At 62.7% G+C, this 16992-nt stretch carries 13 protein-coding genes, 1 tRNA gene and 3 pseudogenes; 10 read left to right on the forward strand and 7 right to left on the reverse strand.

Annotation, left to right across the window (positions count from 1 at the left end):
- Nucleotides 1-62: 62 nt before the first annotated feature.
- Nucleotides 63-1193: a glutamate 5-kinase gene (gene proB, locus ONR75_RS03790; RefSeq protein WP_265081449.1), complete on the reverse strand. Its 1131-nt coding sequence runs from the start codon at nt 1191-1193 to the stop codon at nt 63-65.
- 44 nt (nt 1194-1237) lie between these two features.
- Entirely contained in the window at nt 1238-2287 is a 1050-nt protein-coding gene (gene obgE, locus ONR75_RS03795) for a GTPase ObgE (protein ID WP_265081450.1), read from the reverse strand.
- A 167-nt stretch (nt 2288-2454) separates the two neighbouring features.
- Between obgE and ONR75_RS03800 the strand changes: the two genes are divergently transcribed.
- Entirely contained in the window at nt 2455-3366 is a 912-nt protein-coding gene (locus ONR75_RS03800; protein WP_265081451.1) for a DMT family transporter, read from the forward strand.
- Between the two features lie 94 nt (nt 3367-3460).
- Here ONR75_RS03800 and ONR75_RS03805 read toward each other — a convergent pair whose 3' ends face one another.
- From ONR75_RS03805 to ONR75_RS03825, 5 genes and pseudogenes are all read right to left on the reverse strand, one after another.
- Entirely contained in the window at nt 3461-3640 is a 180-nt protein-coding gene (locus ONR75_RS03805; RefSeq protein WP_265081452.1) for a hypothetical protein, read from the reverse strand.
- Between the two features lie 177 nt (nt 3641-3817).
- Nucleotides 3818-4407, reverse strand: a pseudogene (locus tag ONR75_RS03810) (GNAT family N-acetyltransferase).
- Nucleotides 4408-4540: 133 nt separating this feature from the next.
- Nucleotides 4541-4813 (reverse strand): 50S ribosomal protein L27, encoded by a 273-nt coding sequence (gene rpmA / locus ONR75_RS03815; RefSeq protein ID WP_265081453.1) that lies wholly within the window; start codon nt 4811-4813, stop codon nt 4541-4543.
- Between the two features lie 103 nt (nt 4814-4916).
- On the reverse strand, nt 4917-5309 hold the full coding sequence (gene rplU / locus ONR75_RS03820) for a 50S ribosomal protein L21 (RefSeq protein WP_265081454.1): 393 nt from the start codon (nt 5307-5309) through the stop codon (nt 4917-4919).
- Between the two features lie 332 nt (nt 5310-5641).
- Complete coding sequence (locus ONR75_RS03825; protein ID WP_265081455.1) at nt 5642-6382, reverse strand: TetR/AcrR family transcriptional regulator; 741 nt, start codon at nt 6380-6382, stop codon at nt 5642-5644.
- An 80-nt stretch (nt 6383-6462) separates the two neighbouring features.
- On the opposite strand from ONR75_RS03825, the gene ONR75_RS03830 reads away from it, so the two are divergent.
- The 9 genes and pseudogenes from ONR75_RS03830 to ONR75_RS03870 all read left to right on the forward strand — a co-directional run bounded on the left by ONR75_RS03830 (nt 6463) and on the right by ONR75_RS03870 (nt 16911).
- A complete protein-coding gene (locus tag ONR75_RS03830; protein WP_413776489.1) occupies nt 6463-7680 on the forward strand; it encodes an efflux RND transporter periplasmic adaptor subunit in 1218 nt (405 codons plus the stop codon).
- Between the two features lie 3 nt (nt 7681-7683).
- Nucleotides 7684-10835 (forward strand): annotated as a pseudogene (locus ONR75_RS03835) (efflux RND transporter permease subunit).
- Complete coding sequence (locus ONR75_RS03840) at nt 10832-12505, forward strand: efflux transporter outer membrane subunit (protein ID WP_265081457.1); 1674 nt, start codon at nt 10832-10834, stop codon at nt 12503-12505. Before ONR75_RS03835 ends, ONR75_RS03840 begins: the two are co-directional and overlap by 4 nt.
- A pseudogene (locus ONR75_RS03845) lies at nt 12487-13610 on the forward strand (ROK family protein). Before ONR75_RS03840 ends, ONR75_RS03845 begins: the two are co-directional and overlap by 19 nt.
- 257 nt (nt 13611-13867) lie before the next feature.
- Nucleotides 13868-13955, forward strand: a tRNA-Ser gene (locus tag ONR75_RS03850).
- Nucleotides 13956-14132: 177 nt separating this feature from the next.
- A complete protein-coding gene (locus tag ONR75_RS03855) occupies nt 14133-14909 on the forward strand; it encodes an AI-2E family transporter (protein WP_265081458.1) in 777 nt (258 codons plus the stop codon).
- Between the two features lie 145 nt (nt 14910-15054).
- Nucleotides 15055-15585 (forward strand): PRC-barrel domain-containing protein, encoded by a 531-nt coding sequence (locus tag ONR75_RS03860; RefSeq protein WP_320109689.1) that lies wholly within the window; start codon nt 15055-15057, stop codon nt 15583-15585.
- Between the two features lie 661 nt (nt 15586-16246).
- Nucleotides 16247-16609, forward strand: coding sequence for a PRC-barrel domain-containing protein (locus ONR75_RS03865; protein ID WP_265081459.1), 363 nt, complete (start codon nt 16247-16249; stop codon nt 16607-16609).
- 170 nt (nt 16610-16779) lie between these two features.
- Nucleotides 16780-16911, forward strand: a complete 132-nt coding sequence (locus tag ONR75_RS03870) for a zinc-binding dehydrogenase (protein ID WP_265081460.1) — start codon at nt 16780-16782, stop codon at nt 16909-16911.
- The last annotated feature ends 81 nt before the right edge of the window (nt 16912-16992 follow it).

Below are 16992 nucleotides of genomic sequence, written 5' to 3' on the forward strand. Positions count from 1 at the left end.
ATTGCGCGTCTTACGTTGCCCGTTTGCGAACAGGCTCCCGGAGCCCACAAGATATTGCCCGGTTAGCCCGGCGCGGCGCCGATCACGAGATCGTCGCGATGGATCATCTCGGCGCGGCCGCTGATGCCTAGGATGATCGCCACGTCGGGCGACGAGTGCCCCTTGATCCGGTCGGCATTGTCGGCGTCGTAGGCGACCAGGCCGCGGCCGATCTCGCCGCCGTCAGGGCCGCGCACCACCACGGCGTCGCCGCGGGAGAACTGGCCGTCGACCCGGATCACGCCGGCCGGCAGCAGGCTCTTGCCGGCGCGCAGGGCTTTGACGGCGCCGGCGTCGATGGTCAACGTGCCCTTCGGCTCCAGCGAGCCCGCGATCCAGCGCTTTCGCGCGGTGACAGGATTCGCGGGGCTCAGGAACCAGGTGCAGAGGCCGCCATCGGCGATCTTCTGCAAGGGATGTTCGACCTTACCGGAGGCGATCACCATGTGGGTGCCTGCAGTGGTGGCGATTTTGGCCGCCTCGATCTTGGTGTACATGCCGCCGCGCGACAGTTCGGATTCGGCCGCGCCGGCCATCGCCTCGATCTCGGCGGTGACGGACTCGACGACGGGAATCAGCTTCGCATCGGGGTTGGCGCCGGGCGGCGCGGTGTAGAGGCCGTCGATATCCGACAGCAGCACCAGCAGATCGGCGGATGCCATGGTGGCAACGCGGGCGGCGAGGCGGTCATTGTCGCCGTAGCGGATTTCGTTGGTAGCGACGGTGTCGTTCTCGTTGATGACAGGCACCGCGCGCCATTCCAGCAGCTTGGCGATGGTCGAGCGTGCATTGAGATAGCGGCGGCGCTCCTCGGTGTCCTGCAGGGTCACCAGGATCTGGCCGGCGCCGATGCCGTGATGGCCCAGCACCTCCGACCAGATTCGTGCCAGTGCGATCTGGCCGACAGCGGCGGCGGCCTGGCTCTCTTCCAGTTTCAGCGCGCCGCGCGGCAGTTTGAGCTTGCTGCGGCCTAACGCGATCGAGCCAGAGGAGACCACGAGGACGTCGCGGCCATCGGCATGAAGCCTGGCGATATCGGCGGCCAGCGCCGTCAGCCACGCCGCCTTCACCTCGCCTTTGCCTGAATCGATCAGCAGCGACGAGCCGACCTTGATGACGATGCGGCGGAAGTTTTTCAGTTCAGGAAGCGACATATCGGAGCTTTGGCGAAAAGGAAGCGATCAGGCGGCGACGCGGCTCAGGTGGTCAGCGGCGCCCATGGCGCCGCAGCCCCTGCGGCCTTGGCCTTATCCGATACCGGCGCCTCGCCGATCTCAGCGACCAGCGCGCGCAGCGCATCCTTGACGCCTTCGCCCGTGGCGCCGGAGATCAGCAGCGGCGTCTTCTTCGAGGCGCGCTTCAGCCGGTCCTTCTGCTGCTTCAACTGCTCGGGCGTCACCGCGTCAATCTTGTTGAGCGCGACGATCTCCACCTTGTTGGCGAGATCACCCTCATAGGCGTCGAGTTCGGTGCGCACGGTCTTGTAGGCCTTGCCGGCATGCTCGCAGGTGGCGTCGATCAGATGCAGCAGCACACGGCAGCGTTCCACGTGGCCGAGGAATCGGTCGCCGAGGCCGGCGCCTTCATGGGCGCCCTCGATCAGGCCAGGAATGTCGGCGAGCACGAATTCGCGGCCGTCGACGTCGACCACGCCGAGCTGCGGATGCAGGGTGGTGAACGGATAGTCGGCGATCTTCGGCTTGGCGGCGGAGACCACCGACAGGAAGGTAGACTTGCCGGCATTGGGCAGGCCGACCAGGCCGGCATCGGCGATCAGCTTCAGCCGCAGCCAGATCCAGCGCTCTTCGCCGACCTGTCCGGGATTGGCGTTGCGCGGTGCGCGGTTGGTCGACGACTTGAAGTGGGCGTTGCCGAAACCGCCATTGCCGCCTTCGGCCAGCACGAAGATCTCGCCGAGCTTGGTGAAGTCGTGCAGCAGGGTCTCGCGATCCTCGTCGAAGATCTGGGTCCCGACCGGTACTTTCAGCGTGACCGGCTTGCCGTTGGCACCGTGGCGGTCCTTGCCCATGCCGTTGGTGCCCTTGGGGGCCTTGAAGTGCTGCTGGTAACGATAGTCGATCAGCGTGTTGAGGCCGTCGACGACCTCGACGATCACGTCGCCGCCGCGCCCGCCATTGCCGCCCGAGGGGCCGCCGAACTCAATATACTTCTCGCGGCGAAACGCCACGCAACCGTTGCCGCCGTCGCCGGAGCGAATATAAACCTTGGCTTCATCGAGAAATTTCATGTCGTATCCGTATCGCAGGGGGTGGTTGCGGCAACCTTTGATGCGTGGCTGCTCGCGAAAAAGCCTGCATTTTCGGGCCTTGCTGCGGCTTCCGGCGCGTCGTAGACGACACACAGCGCATTAACCAAGCCGCTCATCCCGGGCGTTCTGTACAGGCTCATCTAGGCATGTTTGCGACCATTTCGACCGCCGCCGACAACCGTGTTGCCCGTCTCGCCGGCATCGGCCTGATGCTGGCGGGCATCTGCCTGTTCGCGTTCGGCGACGCTATCGGCAAACTGCTGGTGACGACCTATTCGGTCGGCCAGCTGTTGCTGCTGCGCGCCGGTGCCGCGCTTCTGGTGCTGGCGCCGTCGATCTGGCGTCATCGCAGGGAATTCCTGCGGCTGGAGCGGCCGTGGTTGCAGCTGTTGCGCATGGTGCTGTCCACCGTCGACGTCGCCGCTTTCTTCTGCGCCACCGCGTACCTGCCGCTGGCCGACGTCATCACCTACTACCTCGCGGTGCCGATCTTCGTCACTGCTGGCTCGGCGATCTTTCTCGGCGAGCCGGTCGGTTGGCGACGCTGGAGCGCGGTGGCCGTGGGCTTTTGCGGCGTGCTGGTGGCATTGCAGCCGTCCGCCAGCAGCTTCACCTGGCCGGCGCTGATCGCATTGTGCGGCAGTGCGTCGTTCGCAACCCTGATGCTGATGACCCGCAGCCTGCGCGCCGCACCGGACGTGGTGCTGGCCTCGACGCAGTTCATCGGCTCGCTCAGCTTCGGCGCAGTGATGGCGCCGATCGGCTGGATCGCGCCCACGGCGGCGGATTACGCCCTGTTTCTGCTCGGCGGGGTCACGTCGGTGTCGGCGCTGTTGTGCGTCAATCGCTCGCTGAAGCTGGCGCCGGCCAGTGTGGTGGTGCCCTATCAGTACACCATGATCATCTGGGCCGTGCTGTTCGGCTATGCCGTGTTCGGCGACCTGCCGTCGGTGGCGACGCTGGCAGGCGCAGCGATCATCGTCGCCGCCGGGCTGTACATCTTCCTGCGCGAACGCAAGCTCGGGCACGTGCCGGATGTGAGTCCGCCGGTGGTGTGAACCGGCGTTCCGGCACCGCTCGTAGCCGCGACAGGGACGTGGCGAAGCCCGCATGGCGGCGCGCAGATGGCGCGCTGCGACCTCCGCGAATTCCCTATTTGAAGGAAAGGTCCAGGCCGGAGGTCGCGAATCGCGCGGCCAGCCGCTGCTCGCGTTCTTTCCTGTCGTCGGCCAGCAGGCCTTTTTCGTATCGCTCGAAGCGATCCAGCTCTTGCTGGATAGAATCCAGGAAGTCGCGGCTTCTGGCCGTCGACTGCGTCATCTGATCCGGCATCTCGGTCTCCCCCGTTACAGCTTGGGTCTATCGGGCGGTTGCGAGGCCGGATAGCCGGACTTGTACGGAGTATGGAGAGAACCGGAAGATTTGGTAAGCGATCAGCTAACGGTCGCCGGCAGCGCGCGCACCGGTGCTGCTGTGCTCCTCCCGTGGGGAGAGGCACGCAGCGGTCGCCTACCTTCGGGTCGCGTCGCCCCAGTGTTTCAGCGACGACCACACGGTGCGGTTCAGGCGGAAGCAGTCGACCGGGGTCGACGAGCCCAGCGCCTCGAAGCGGTGCAACTGCACGCCGCTCCACTGGAAGCCGCACTTTTCCAGGATATTGCGCGACGCCGGATTGGCGACGCGTGCGCCCGACATGAGATGATCGACGCTGAATTCTTCGAATGTGTAGTCGATCACCGCGCGGGCCGCCTCGGTGGCATAGCCCCGGCCCCAGTGCTCGACGCCGAGCCAGTAGCCGAGCTCCGGCGATTCCGCGTCGCGCCAGTCGACGCCGACCATGCCGACCGGCTGATGGTCGCGCTCGATCACGAATACGGTTTCGCCGCCGGCATCAGCCAGCGTGCTGACGAAGGCCGCGGCATCGTCTTCCAGATAGGGTGCGGCAGCCGGCGGGTCATTTCGGCGATGCGCCGGTCATTGGCCAGGCGCGCAATGGCTTTTACGTCCGCGAGCGTCGGCCTGCGTAAGCTCAGCCGTTCGGTCTCGAGGACGCAAGCTCTGGTCTCTTGCCGTGTCGGGGTTGGGATATCCTGCAGCATCTCGGGCTCCTGCGTGCGCCCCGAAGCAGCGCACCATAGAAAAGGGGAGGCCGGTTTCCCGCCTCCCCTGGAGCCCACTTTTGGCGCTCCGCCGGTTCAACAGGACCCGGCGGACTCCAATGTGTCCACCGTACTACTCGGCCGCGGCTTCGAGAATCGGGAGTACCGATACGAATGTGCGGCCGTTGCGTTTGGCGCGAAACTCGACGTGACCTTCGACCTTCGCAAACAGCGTATGATCGGTGCCCATGCCAACATTAAGGCCGGGGTGCCAGGTGGTGCCGCGCTGACGCGCAATGATATTGCCGGGAATCACGCGCTCGCCGCCATACATCTTGATTCCGAGGCGTTTGCCTGCCGAATCACGACCGTTTCGCGATGAACCGCCTGCTTTTTTGTGAGCCATGGCCCGTCTCCAATCTCGATAAATTCCAGATCACGTCCCTGCGGGAATGATCTCAATTCCGATCAAATTTTCGCGGCGCGCGTGGCGCCACATGCGATGTCGTTTAAGCGGCGTCTTCAGCGTCGACGGGAGCGGCCGGAACGGCCTTCTCGCGCTTCGGACGCGGTCCGACTGTCGGCCTCTTGCCATCGGCAAGGATCTCGGTGATGCGCAGCACCGTGATCTCGTCGCGGTAACCGCGCTTGCGGCGCGAATTCTTGCGGCGGCGCTTCTTGAACGAGATGATCTTGGGGCCGCGCTTGTGCGACAGCACCTCGGCCGCCACGGTGGCGCCCTCGACCATCGGAAGTCCGAGCACCGGCGTATCGCCGCCGAGCACCAGAACCTGGCCAAGCTGGATGATCGTTCCGACTTCGCCTTCGATCTTGCCTACTTCGAGCACATCTTCAGGGACGACGCGGTACTGCCGCCCGCCGGTCTTGATGACTGCGAACATCGTTATATTCCTTCGTTTTCGATCCAACCTCGATGGGTCGGCTTTTTGTTGTTCTTGATACGGGCGTCGCCGGATCCATGGGGATTTCGGCGAATTTCTGCGGAAGAGCGGACGTTGCCACCAACGCGCAAAAACAATCGGCGCGAGGAAAAACCTGCGCCGGATGCGGGACTTATAGTCTGCCAAGTCCGCGAGTCAAGGAAAAGGTCCCGAAAAATGCTCCATTCAGGCAGGATTTAGCGCCTTCCGTGCGGTTCGGACGGCGCATTTGCTGCCATTGTCCGGGGGCTTCTGTCGCCGATCGCGCCGTGTTTTGTCCGGATTCGGTCCGTCTACCGGGGTTTCACGCCGTTCAGGAATATCGAAATACATGTCTGGATGTGGGGCCGGCGCTTCGGGTTCAACGAACCCGTCGAGATTTCGCCAGATTTCAGAACGAGCGCACCGAATATCATGTCCATCAGGATGCGCGCCCCGCTTTCCGCATCATCGAACTGGATCAGCCCGCGATCTCGCTGACGGGTGAGCCATTTTGCCAGTTCAGCGCGCGACCTGTCTGCGCCGTATAGCCAGAGGATCTCTGCGAGTTCCGGATACTGTTGGGCTTCCAGCATGACCAGCCTCAGTAGCGCCATGCGCTCCGCGTCGAGTTTCGGGTCGATGTCGATCTGGAAGATCTGTTGCAACGCCTGCTCAAGCGGCAGCGCATCGTAATCGCCTGGCAGTGCCAGCATGCTGTGCCGATGCGCATCGACCACCGCCGCAAACAATGCGGACTTACCGGGAAACAGCCGATACAGCGTCTGCTTCGATATATTGCAGCGCGCGGCGACATCGTCGGTGGTGGTACGACCATATCCTTTTTCGATGAAGAGCTGGCGTGCACCTTCCACGATCAGCAGGCGCTGCGACTCGTCCGAGACGAGCTTCGGGCGCCCGCGGCTGCGAAGCCGGGCCTCAGGTGCGATCGTTTTGTCCTTTGTGACCATATTTTGTTTTTTAAAAGTGCTGGATACGGGCTGAAACAGTTCGTCGGTTGACGCAGGCGATTGCCCCGAATAACGGTACTGCATCGTACTGTAATCACAAGGTGCAAATTCGCATGACCGCCAACCACCACTTTTCGATCGGCGGTCCGAGAGTGAGCGTCCCGATGGCCTGCGCCCTAGTACTGCTGCTTGCCGGCTGCGGCAAGCAGCCGGACATGGCGTCCAAGATGGGCGGCGCCCCGCCGAAACCCGAAGTCAGCGTGGTAACGCTGCATCCGCAATCCATCGCGATCACCACAGAGCTGCCAGGCCGGACAACCGCATCGCTCACCGCAGAAGTTCGTCCGCAGGTCAACGGCCTCATCAAGACCAGAAAGTTCAAGGAGGGCGGTGAGGTTACTGCCGGCGACAGCCTGTATCAAATTGATCCGGCGAGCTATCAGGCCTCCTATGACAGCGCCGTCGCCGCGAAACAAAAGGCCGACGCAGCGGTTCCGAACGCGGAGGCAAAGGTCGAGCGTTACGGCACGTTGATCAAGCAGAACGCCGTCAGCAAACAAGATTATGACGACGCCGTCGCCACGCTCGCGCAGGCGAAGGCCGACGTGGCGTCGAACCAAGCCGCCGTCGAAACTGCGCGGATCAACCTCGCTTACACCAACATCACCGCCCCGATCAGCGGGCGCATCGACAAGTCGTCGCTGACGCCAGGAGCGCTGGTGACTGCGAGCCAGACCACGGCCCTGACGACGATCCGCACGATCGATCCGATCAACGTCGATGTCACCGAATCCAGTACCAACCTGCTGAACTGGCGCCGCGCCGTAAGCGAGGGGCGGATCAAGGTTGCCGGCACCGATGTCAGCGTCAAGCTGAAGCTCGACAACGGCACGATCTACAATCACGACGGGAAGCTGGAATTCGTCGAATCCAACGTCAGCGAAACCACCGGGACGTTTACGTTACGCGCCGTGTTTCCCAATCCCGACAGGCTGTTGCTGCCGGGCATGTACGTGCGCGCGATCGTCGAGCAGGGCATCGCCCAGGACAGCTTTGCGGTTCCGCAACGCGGTGTGACGCGGAACAGCAAGGGCGAGGCGACCGGCATGTTCGTCACAGCCGACGGCAAGGTCGAGCAGCGCGTCCTGACGGTCAGCCGGAATGTCGGCAATAATTGGCTCGCCACCGGAATCAAGGATGGCGACCGCATCGTTGTCGAAGGAACGCAGCTGATCAAGCCGGGCGACGACGTTACGGCCGTGGAAGTCACCATCGATCCGACCAGCGGTGAAGTCAGAGGCCGCAAGCAGGGCGCGCTGGCGCCGTCTGCGGCGACCCGCTTTGCCGAGGATGCCCGCTCACTTGCGGCGGCGAAGGATTGATCGATGTCACGCTTCTTCATTGACCGCCCGATCTTCGCCTGGGTGATCGCGATCTCGGTCATGCTCGGCGGCATTCTTGCGCTGCAGAGCCTTTCGATCGCGCAATATCCGCAGATTGCGCCGACCACGGTCAAGATCAGTGCCACCTACGCCGGCGCCAACGCCGAGACGGTCGAGAATTCGGTGACCAAGGTCATCGAGCAGGGCATGACGGGAATCGATAATCTCGACTACATGACCTCGACGTCCACCTCGACCGGCGCCGCCACGATCACGATCACCTTCAAGAGCGGCACGAACGGTGACACAGCACAGGTTCAGGTGCAGAACAAGCTGCAGCTTGTGACGGCGCTGCTGCCAACGATCGTTCAGACCTCGGGACTGTCAGTCACCAAGTCTGCCACCGGCTTCCTGATGGTGATCGCCTTCGCCTCTTCCGACGGCAAACTGTCCTCGATAGACCTCGCCGACTACATCAACAGCACGATGAACGACACGATCAAGCGCATCGACGGTGTCGGCGAGACCCAGCTTTTCGCTTCGGGCTATTCGATGCGGATCTGGCTGGATCCCGACAAGCTGGCGAAATATGCGCTGATGCCGGGCGACATTGCCAGCGCGATCGAAGCGCAAAACACCCAGGTCTCCGCAGGGCAGCTCGGCAGCCTTCCGGCGCGCAGTGGCCAGCAACTCAACGCGAGCATCACCGCCCGCAGCCGGCTGCAAACCCCCGAACAGTTCCGCAACATCATTCTGAAGAGCGAAACCAGCGGCTCGCTTGTGCGGCTCAACGACGTTGCTACCGTCGAACTGGGCGCGGAAAGCTACACCACCAGCGCGACCTACAACGGCAAGAACGCCGCCGGCCTGGCAATCACACTGGCGACCGGCGCCAATGCCATCTCCACCGCACAGGCAGTGCAGACGACCATTGCCCGCCTTTCAAGCACATTTCCGCAGGGGTGGAGGTGTTCTATCCCTATGACACCACGCCGTTCGTGCGGCTGTCGATCGAGGATGTCGTCAAGACCCTGATCGAGGCGATCATACTGGTCTTCATCGTGATGTTCGTGTTCCTGCAGAACATCCGCGCCACCATCATCCCGACGCTGGCGGTGCCGGTGGTGCTGCTCGGCACCTTCGGCGTGCTGGCGATCTTCGGATATTCAATCAATACGCTAACGATGTTCGCCATGGTGCTGGCGATCGGCCTGCTGGTCGACGACGCAATTGTCGTCGTCGAGAATGTTGAGCGCGTGATGAAGGAGGAGGGGCTTTCGCCGAAGGAGGCCACCCGCAAATCCATGGACGAGATCACCGGTGCTCTGGTCGGCATCGCCACTGTGCTATCGGCGGTGTTCCTGCCGATGGCTTTCTTCGGCGGCGCTGTCGGCGTGATCTACCGGCAGTTCTCGGTGACCATCGTGTCCGCGATGGTCCTTTCAGTGATAGTCGCCATCATCTTCACACCGGCGCTGTGCGCAACGCTGCTGAGGCCGCCGACCGATCATGCCGACAAGAAGGGCTTCTTCGGATGGTTCAACCGTTCTTTCGATCGCGGTTCGCATGCCTACCGCAGCGGCGCACAGGGCATGATCGGACGATCGACCCGCTTCCTGCTCGTCTTTCTGGCGATGGTGATCGTGACCGGCGTGATGTTCGTGCGGCTGCCGGGCTCGTTTCTGCCGCAGGAGGACCAGGGTATCCTCATCACGGCCGTACAGCTTCCCGTCGGCGCAACGCAGGATCGCACCCAGCGGGTGCTGCAGCAGGTGACCGACTTCTATCTTACTCAGGAGAAGGACACCGTGCAGGGCGTCTTCGCCTCCGCGGGCTTCGGATTCGGCGGCGCTGGGCAGAACGTCGGAATTGCGTTCGTTCAGTTGAAGCCATTCGCTGAGCGCAAGACCGCGGCATCGAATGCCCAGGCCGTCGCGGGTCGCGCCATGGGGACCTTCTCGACGATCAAGGACGGCAGGATATTCGTGCTGGCGCCGCCCGCGATCCAGGGCATGGGCAATTCGAACGGCTTTGATTTCTATCTGCAGGACATCAACGGCACCGGCCACGACGCGCTGATCGCGGTCCGAAACCAGTTGCTGGGCGCGGCGGCCCAAAGCAAATCCGTCGTCAATACCCGTCCCAACGGCCAGGAGGACGAGCCGCAATATTCCGTCGATATCGATCAGGAAAAGGCCAGCGCTCTCGGTCTCACTCTGTCGGATATCAACACCACGCTGTCGACGGCGTGGGGGAGCGACTACGTCAACGACTTCATCGATCGCGGCCGTGTCAAGAAGGTGTACCTGCAGGGCGAGAGTAATTTCCGCATGCAGCCCGACGACATCGGTCGCTGGTTTGTGCGCAATTCGTCGGGCGTCATGGTGCCGTTCTCGGCCTTTGCCAGCGGCCACTGGACCTTCGGTTCGCCGCGTCTTGAGCGTTACAATGGCTCGGCCGCCGTCGAGATCCAGGGCGAGTCCGCGCCCAACGTCAGTTCCAGCGCCGGCATGGACGAGATCGACAATCTCGTGGCAAAACTTCCGCCCGGATACGGTCATGAATGGACCGGACTATCTGCCCAAGAGCGGCTTTCCAGCAACCAGGCGCTATCGCTTTATTCGATCTCGCTGGTGGTCGTGTTCCTCTGTCTCGCGGCGCTCTATGAGAGCTGGTCGATCCCGCTCGCGGTATTGCTCGTGGTGCCGATCGGCATCTTCGGCGCGCTGCTCGCGGCCTATCTGTTCGGGCAGACCAACGACGTCTATTTCAAGGTCGGGCTGCTGACGACCATCGGCCTGTCGGCGAAGAACGCGATCCTGATCGTTGAATTCGCGATCGAACGGGAGGCGGCCGGAATCGGTCTGATCCAGGCAACCCTCGACGCGGCCCGCCAGCGGCTGCGGCCCATCATCATGACGTCGTTTGCCTTCATCCTCGGCGTCACGCCTTTGGCGATCGCCTCCGGCGCGGGCTCCGGCGCGCAGAATTCGATCGGTATCGGCGTGATGGGCGGCATGATCGCCGCGACCCTGCTCGGTATCTTTTTCGTGCCGCTCCTGTTCGTCGCGGTCCGCCGCCTGTTCAAGCGCAAGCAACCAGCAGACAAAGCAACTGCCGAGGTCAAACCGGCATCACCCTCGGTACCCACATGATCAAGCGATTCGCGTTGCCGTACCGGGCCCGCCGCTCCCGTATGTCGCGGCTCATTGCGCTGCTGATGTCCGGCGCGATGCTGTCCGGCTGCGCCGTCGGGCCGGACTATTTCGGTACACCGATCACGCTACCGACAGGCTGGGGCAATGCCAAGGCGGCATCGCCAAAGCAGGTCACGCTGGCGCACTGGTGGAACCGGCTGGGCGATCAGACTCTCAACGCCCTGATCGAGGAGGCGGTGCAGAACAATATCGACGTCGCAAGCGCCAAAGCGCGGATTCGCGAAGCGCGTGCGACCCGGCGCCAGGCGATCGGCGCGCTGCTGCCGTTGGTCGACGGTTCAGGCTCCGCCACCTACAATCGGTCGGCGTCGAGCACCAGCGGCGGCATAGCGACCGCACCGTTCACGTATAACCAGTTCCAGTCGGGCTTCGATTCGAGCTGGGAACTGGATCTGTTCGGCGCCAATCGTCGCGCGGTCGAGTCCGCCACCTATGGAGTGGATGCGGCAGAGGACGATCTGCGCTCGACGCTGCTGACGCTGGTGGGTGATGTCGCGTCGAACTACGCCGAGATGCGCGGCTACCAGGCCCGCATCGCGCTGGCGCGCCGCACCGCGGCCTCGCAGCGGCAGACGGCGCAACTGACCCAGCAGAAATTCGACGCCGGCTCGGCCTCCGCGGTGGATGCCGCCAAGGCTGCAGGCCTCGCCGCGACCACGGAATCCAACATTCCCACCTACGAAGTCAGTTATGCCGAGGCTGTGCATCGCATCGGAGTGTTGCTCGGCCGCGAGCCGACCGCCCTGGCGCAGTCGCTGCGCTCCGTCGTCCGGATTCCGGCGCCGCGGCTGCCATTGCCGACCGGTATTCCTGCGGATGTGCTGGTGCAGCGGCCCGACGTGCGCAAGGCCGAACGCCAATACGCACAATACACCGCGAAGGTCGGTCAGGCCGAGGCCGCGCTTTATCCCAGCGTCAGCCTCACCGGCTCGGTTTCGACCACCGGGCTGAACGTCGGCGATATCGGCAAGGCATCCTCGATCGGCTGGTCGATCGGCCCGAGCATCAGCGTGCCGATCTTCAATGGCGGCAAGCTGCGCGCGGCGGTCGATATCGCCGGTGCGCAACGCGATCAATACTATCTCGCATGGCGCGCCTCGGTGCTGACGGCACTCGAAGATGTGGAGAACGCGCTCGTCTCGCTGGCCCAGGAGCGCATCAAGATCAAGCGGCTGGCCGAGGCCTCGCGCCGCTACGGCGAGGCTGCACGGCTGTCCCGCGCGCTTTATACGTCTGGCTCGACGAGTTTTCTGGAAGCGCTGGACGCGGAGCGCTCGGCCTACACCGCCGACGACAACCTGATCGTCAGCCGCGTCGCCATCGCGACGTCCTACATTGCTCTCGCCAAGGCGCTCGGCGGCGGCTGGGACGGCGGCATCGACAGTTCGATGCCGGCGGTGATCGACGTCAATACCGGTCCGCATATCGTGGCCGGCGAGAGTGCCGAGGTCATCCAGCCGCTTCTGACCCCTAGAAGCCGCCGGGCTGCGCCGGCTCCCGCCACCTGGGCTGCCGCGGCATTTCTGCCATGCAACCAACCGGTTCCCCGCGCATTGTCACTCGATTCTCGGGATCTCCAGGGGCAAACATGGCTGACGATACAGTGACGACGACCGGCATCGCCCGGCATGGCGCGACGCGCCTGCCGTCGGTAGATGTGGACAGCTTCAACATCGAGTTGAAGGACGATGATGGTTTCCTGGGCGACCGCGCCAGCAAGGGGCGTTCCAGCGGATTCTCGATGGCCTGCGCAAACCGCTGCAGAAGAACGGCGACGATCCCCTGGGCAAGAAGGCGACCGAGGAAATTGGCAAATCCGCCCTCGACGAGGCGCTGACGGGCGACGACATCGCCGCCGCGGCGCTGGTGCACGGTGCGATCGAGGATTTCGCCCAGGAACTGGCCTATGTCACGCGGCGCTTTCTGAAGAGCAAAGCCTGGGCTGACACCGAATGCATTGTGGTCGGCGGCGGCTTCCGCCTGAGCCGGATCGGCGAACTGGCGATCGCCCGCACCGACCTGATCCTGAAGGCCGAGGGCCTCAACGTCGACATGATTCCGATTCGCTTTCACCCCGACGAGGCCGGGCTGCTCGGCTGCCTGCATCTGGCACCGTCCTGGATCTTCGAGGGGCATGACAGCATTCTGGCCGTCGATATCGGCGGTTCCAACATCCGCTGCGGCGTCGTCGAGACGCAATGGAAGAAGGCGCCGGACCTGTCCAAGGCTTCGGTCTGGAAATCCGACCTGTGGCGCCATGCCGAGGATGAGCCGACCCGCGAGGGCGCCGTGAAGCGGCTGGTCAAGATGCTGAAAGACCTGCTCGCGGCGGCCGAGAAGGAAGGCTTCAAGCTGGCGCCGTTCATCGGCATTTCCTGCCCTGGCGTGATCAACGAGGACGGCACCATCGAGAAGGGCGCGCAGAACCTGCCGGGCAACTGGGAGAGCAGCAAGTTCAACCTGCCGGGGCTGATCGCCGAGGGCATCCCCGACATCGGCGGCCATGACACCGCGGTGCTGATGCACAACGACGGCGTGGCGCAGGGGCTCAGCGAGGTGCCGTTCATGCAGGAAGTCGAGCGCTGGGGCGTATTGACCATCGGCACCGGTCTCGGCAATGCCCGCTTCACCAACCGGCGCAAGGACAAGAAGGACAAGGACGCGAAAGATACGAAGACCAAGGAGTCCAAGGCCAAGAAGGCCAAGGATTGAGGCCGGCGCAGGCCGCTGGCGCCGGATTTGCCGATCCCGCGGGGCGCCCGGGGCGCCAGCGATCCCCTCAGGCCGCCTCGGTCGGCTTCGTGAGCCGGACGTCGCGTTGCTCCCCGCAAGGCACGACTGGGCGACAGCTGGCGGGGCCCTTTGCCCGTGACGCCAGATTTCCGCTCCGTACGGCTTGTCTGGACCGCGAACCTCGCCTAGAACTCCGGCCAACCACCTGCGGGCAACCGTTCGGTTTTTGGCACCATGGAGAGGTGGCAGAGTGGTTGATTGTACCGCACTCGAAATGCGGCATAGGTGCAAGCCTATCGGGGGTTCGAATCCCCCTCTCCGCCAATACGGCAGCCAACCCATTGATCTTAAACGAGAAGATTGTTGGCCTGATCTGCTGACCCATTCCCCAACCCACCTTTTTATGTACTGATGGCCGAGTTGGTTGATTAGGGGGTCAATTTTGGACGCCGATCCCCCGGCTTACGGGGTCAATATTGCAGGCCGAATGACAACGTGCTCGTGAGTTGGCTCAAGCAGGCCCGGGAGAGCGGGGTCGAAGTCCCGGATTGGGTCGCTCGTCTGCCGGTTGCCGCCGAAAGTATGCAATCATGGAGGCGCTCCAACCTCTCGGATCCGAAAGCTGCCACCGCCTGGCTTCAAACTGTCAATGCGGACAATGCGTCGGAATTTTTCAAAACGTTTGGCGGACAGCTGCTCCATCGGCTGTTCATGTTGTTATTCTCGCTCCTGACCTTGTCTTTTCTGCTCCGAAATGGTCGCGCCGTCGCGAGCCGCTTCTTGGACACGTGTGACCGCCTTATTGGCGATGCCGGAGAGGGGCTGGTCGAGAGAATGGTCGACGCCACGCGCGGCACGGTGAACGGCACTGTTCTGGTCGCCGTGGGCGAGGGATTGCTGATCGGCGTTGGCTACTTCGTCGCAGGCGTTCCGAATCCGGTGATGTTTACGATTCTGACGACGGCATTCGCGATGCTGCCGTTTGGCGCGTGGCTCGCGTTCACCACGGCGGCGTTGGTCCTGGTCTCCGGCGGCGGCAGCGGTTTTGCGGCCGCAGCGGTGTTTTGCTGGGGCGCGATTATCATGCTTGCCGGCGATCATTTCGTCTGGCCGACCCTAGTCGGCGGCTCGGCGCGTCTTCCGTTTCTTTTCGCCTTTGTCGGAATCTTCGGAGGTCTCGCTGCCTTCGGAATTTTCGGTTTGTTTCTGGGGCCTGTCATCATGGCGGCGTTGCTCACCGTGTGGCGCGAGTGGATCTTCCGGCCGGTTCCACAATAGGATTCTCCTGCGGCGCCCTGGATCACGGCTCTGAGCGATATCGGTATTCGATGTCGATTAGGCGAGCAGCTTTTTGCTTCGCGGGCGTCACCTTTCTTTACGCGAAAAAATTGCCGAATATTCCCCCAGGTCGGAACCACCATGCATGTCGGCGGTTTCAGGAGCCCGCTTCAATTCACTGGAGGACAACATGAAGAATATCGTAGCCGCCGCACTGCTTAGCGTCACCGCACTCAGCAGTTCCGCATATGCGCAAACGGCCCAGCCGGCCGACCGCACGACCCCCGCCGTTACCACGTCGAAGAGTGCCGACAAGCTGATGCTCAAGGGACAGTGGCGAGCGTCCAAGCTGATGGGGCTCAATGTCTACAACGACGCCAACGAGAAGCTCGGCGATATCAATGAGCTTATCCTGGACAAGGATGGCAAGGTCAGCGCCGTGGTCATCGGCGTCGGTGGGTTCCTCGGCATGGGCGAACACGACATCGCCGTTGCGATGGACAAGCTCAAGTTCAAGGAAGAGGCTGTTCGCACCAGCGCGACGACCACGACCACGACGACCCGGAATCCACGACCGGCGCCGCTACCACGACGGCACCGGCTGCAACCACGACGGCACCGGCCCGGACCACCACTGCCAACGCCAACGACTGGACCCCCGATCACGCCGAAATGAGCGCGACGAAGGATCAACTCAGGGCGCTGCCGCAGTTCAAGTACTCCGACTACAACTGAATTGGCCGGTAAGGCATCTGGAAAGGGCTCCACCTGGTGGGGTCCCTTCCTTTCAAATTGCCGGAACGACCCGCTCATGAGCTGGCTGGTCACGTTACCAACAGGACAGAAACCGATGCGTAGAGCCCCGTTCCTTTCGAGGAGCGGGGCTCCGTTGCGTGTGTCCATGCTCTTGCGTGCTTTTAGGATGAAGAGGACTAGCCGACCGGCGTGATCATGCCCGTTATCCCCCTTACGCGGAACTCGCTGACACGTGCGCCGACTTCCGTTGTTGCACTTAACGGACAAACCAACCACGTCCGCGTTTGTCCGCTTACCGGGGTAGACCGGAAGTGGGCGGCTGACCGACAAAACGACGCGAATGACCCAAATGTATCGGACATGGCCAAATTCGACCAGAACGTGCTTGCTTGTGACTTCTCACAACTTTCGTCGTTTTCTCGGCACCTGCCATAGATACCGCTGCAGCGTTATTGCGGAGGTGCGTAAACGACCGACGTCGCCCATTCCCAACGAATGCGTCGATTTGAAGCAGGTGAACCGCAGGAACGTTTCATCGCGCTCTTCGTTCTGGTTTGTGAACTCAAACTTGGAGAAGTCTCATGGTTACGGAAGTAAGCGAGCAAGGCAATCTTATCGGCAGCGACAAGGTTGAGGGAACCGCCGTCTATGGCGCGGACCGCAACAAGATTGGCTCGATCGAGCGCGTGATGATCGACAAGCAGAGCGGCAAGGTGTCTTACGCAGTGCTCTCATTCGGCGGTTTTCTAGGCATCGGCGACGATCACTATCCGCTGCCCTGGCAATCGCTGAAGTACGACACCACGCTCGGCGGGTACGTTACCGGCGTAACCGAAGCCCAGCTCAAGAGCGCGCCGAAATATGGCAACGACAATGCATGGAACTGGGGCGATGCGACCCGCACACGCGCCGTCAACGACTATTATGGCACTGCGTCGTTCTGATCAGGGCGCAGTCATGGACCAAAGGCCCGCCTTCCGGCGGGCCTTTTTGTTTGATTATCCGTTACAGCCTGAACGCCCGGAGCGGGGCCGTTCCAGAGATATGGAACGTTAAGCCGACCAGCGGTCTTCTTCACGCCGGACCGCCACCCTCCCGCCAGGAACAGCAAGAAATGATCGCCGCGATTGATGCCAACGACATCCAGCCGATCATCGACTCAACATTCCCGCTGGATCAGATCGAGGCTGCGTTTAGGCATCAGATTTCGCAAAGACACTTCGGGAAGATCTGCCTTGCATTGTGATAAGCGACATCCGGCAGAAGATTAGGCGCCGCGCGGACGCAGTGTCACGTAATGAGGCGCTGACAACGTCGTTGCCAACTC

Origin of the sequence: Rhodopseudomonas sp. P2A-2r (genome assembly GCF_026015985.1) — a bacterium.
In the GTDB taxonomy this organism is placed as follows: domain Bacteria; phylum Pseudomonadota; class Alphaproteobacteria; order Rhizobiales; family Xanthobacteraceae; genus Tardiphaga.

What these genes read in the sequence shown, in the direction of transcription:
- proB (WP_265081449.1), bottom strand. Translation starts at nt 1,193, where the DNA reads ATGTCGCTTCCTGAACTGAAAAACTTCCGCCGCATCGTCATCAAGGTC.
- obgE (WP_265081450.1), bottom strand. Translation starts at nt 2,287, where the DNA reads ATGAAATTTCTCGATGAAGCCAAGGTTTATATTCGCTCCGGCGACGGC.
- ONR75_RS03800 (WP_265081451.1), top strand. Translation starts at nt 2,455, where the DNA reads ATGTTTGCGACCATTTCGACCGCCGCCGACAACCGTGTTGCCCGTCTC.
- ONR75_RS03805 (WP_265081452.1), bottom strand. Translation starts at nt 3,640, where the DNA reads ATGCCGGATCAGATGACGCAGTCGACGGCCAGAAGCCGCGACTTCCTG.
- rpmA (WP_265081453.1), bottom strand. Translation starts at nt 4,813, where the DNA reads ATGGCTCACAAAAAAGCAGGCGGTTCATCGCGAAACGGTCGTGATTCG.
- rplU (WP_265081454.1), bottom strand. Translation starts at nt 5,309, where the DNA reads ATGTTCGCAGTCATCAAGACCGGCGGGCGGCAGTACCGCGTCGTCCCT.
- ONR75_RS03825 (WP_265081455.1), bottom strand. Translation starts at nt 6,382, where the DNA reads ATGCAGTACCGTTATTCGGGGCAATCGCCTGCGTCAACCGACGAACTG.
- ONR75_RS03830 (WP_413776489.1), top strand. Translation starts at nt 6,463, where the DNA reads ATGGCCTGCGCCCTAGTACTGCTGCTTGCCGGCTGCGGCAAGCAGCCG.
- ONR75_RS03840 (WP_265081457.1), top strand. Translation starts at nt 10,832, where the DNA reads ATGATCAAGCGATTCGCGTTGCCGTACCGGGCCCGCCGCTCCCGTATG.
- ONR75_RS03860 (WP_320109689.1), top strand. Translation starts at nt 15,055, where the DNA reads ATGTCGGCGGTTTCAGGAGCCCGCTTCAATTCACTGGAGGACAACATG.
- ONR75_RS03865 (WP_265081459.1), top strand. Translation starts at nt 16,247, where the DNA reads ATGGTTACGGAAGTAAGCGAGCAAGGCAATCTTATCGGCAGCGACAAG.
- ONR75_RS03870 (WP_265081460.1), top strand. Translation starts at nt 16,780, where the DNA reads ATGATCGCCGCGATTGATGCCAACGACATCCAGCCGATCATCGACTCA.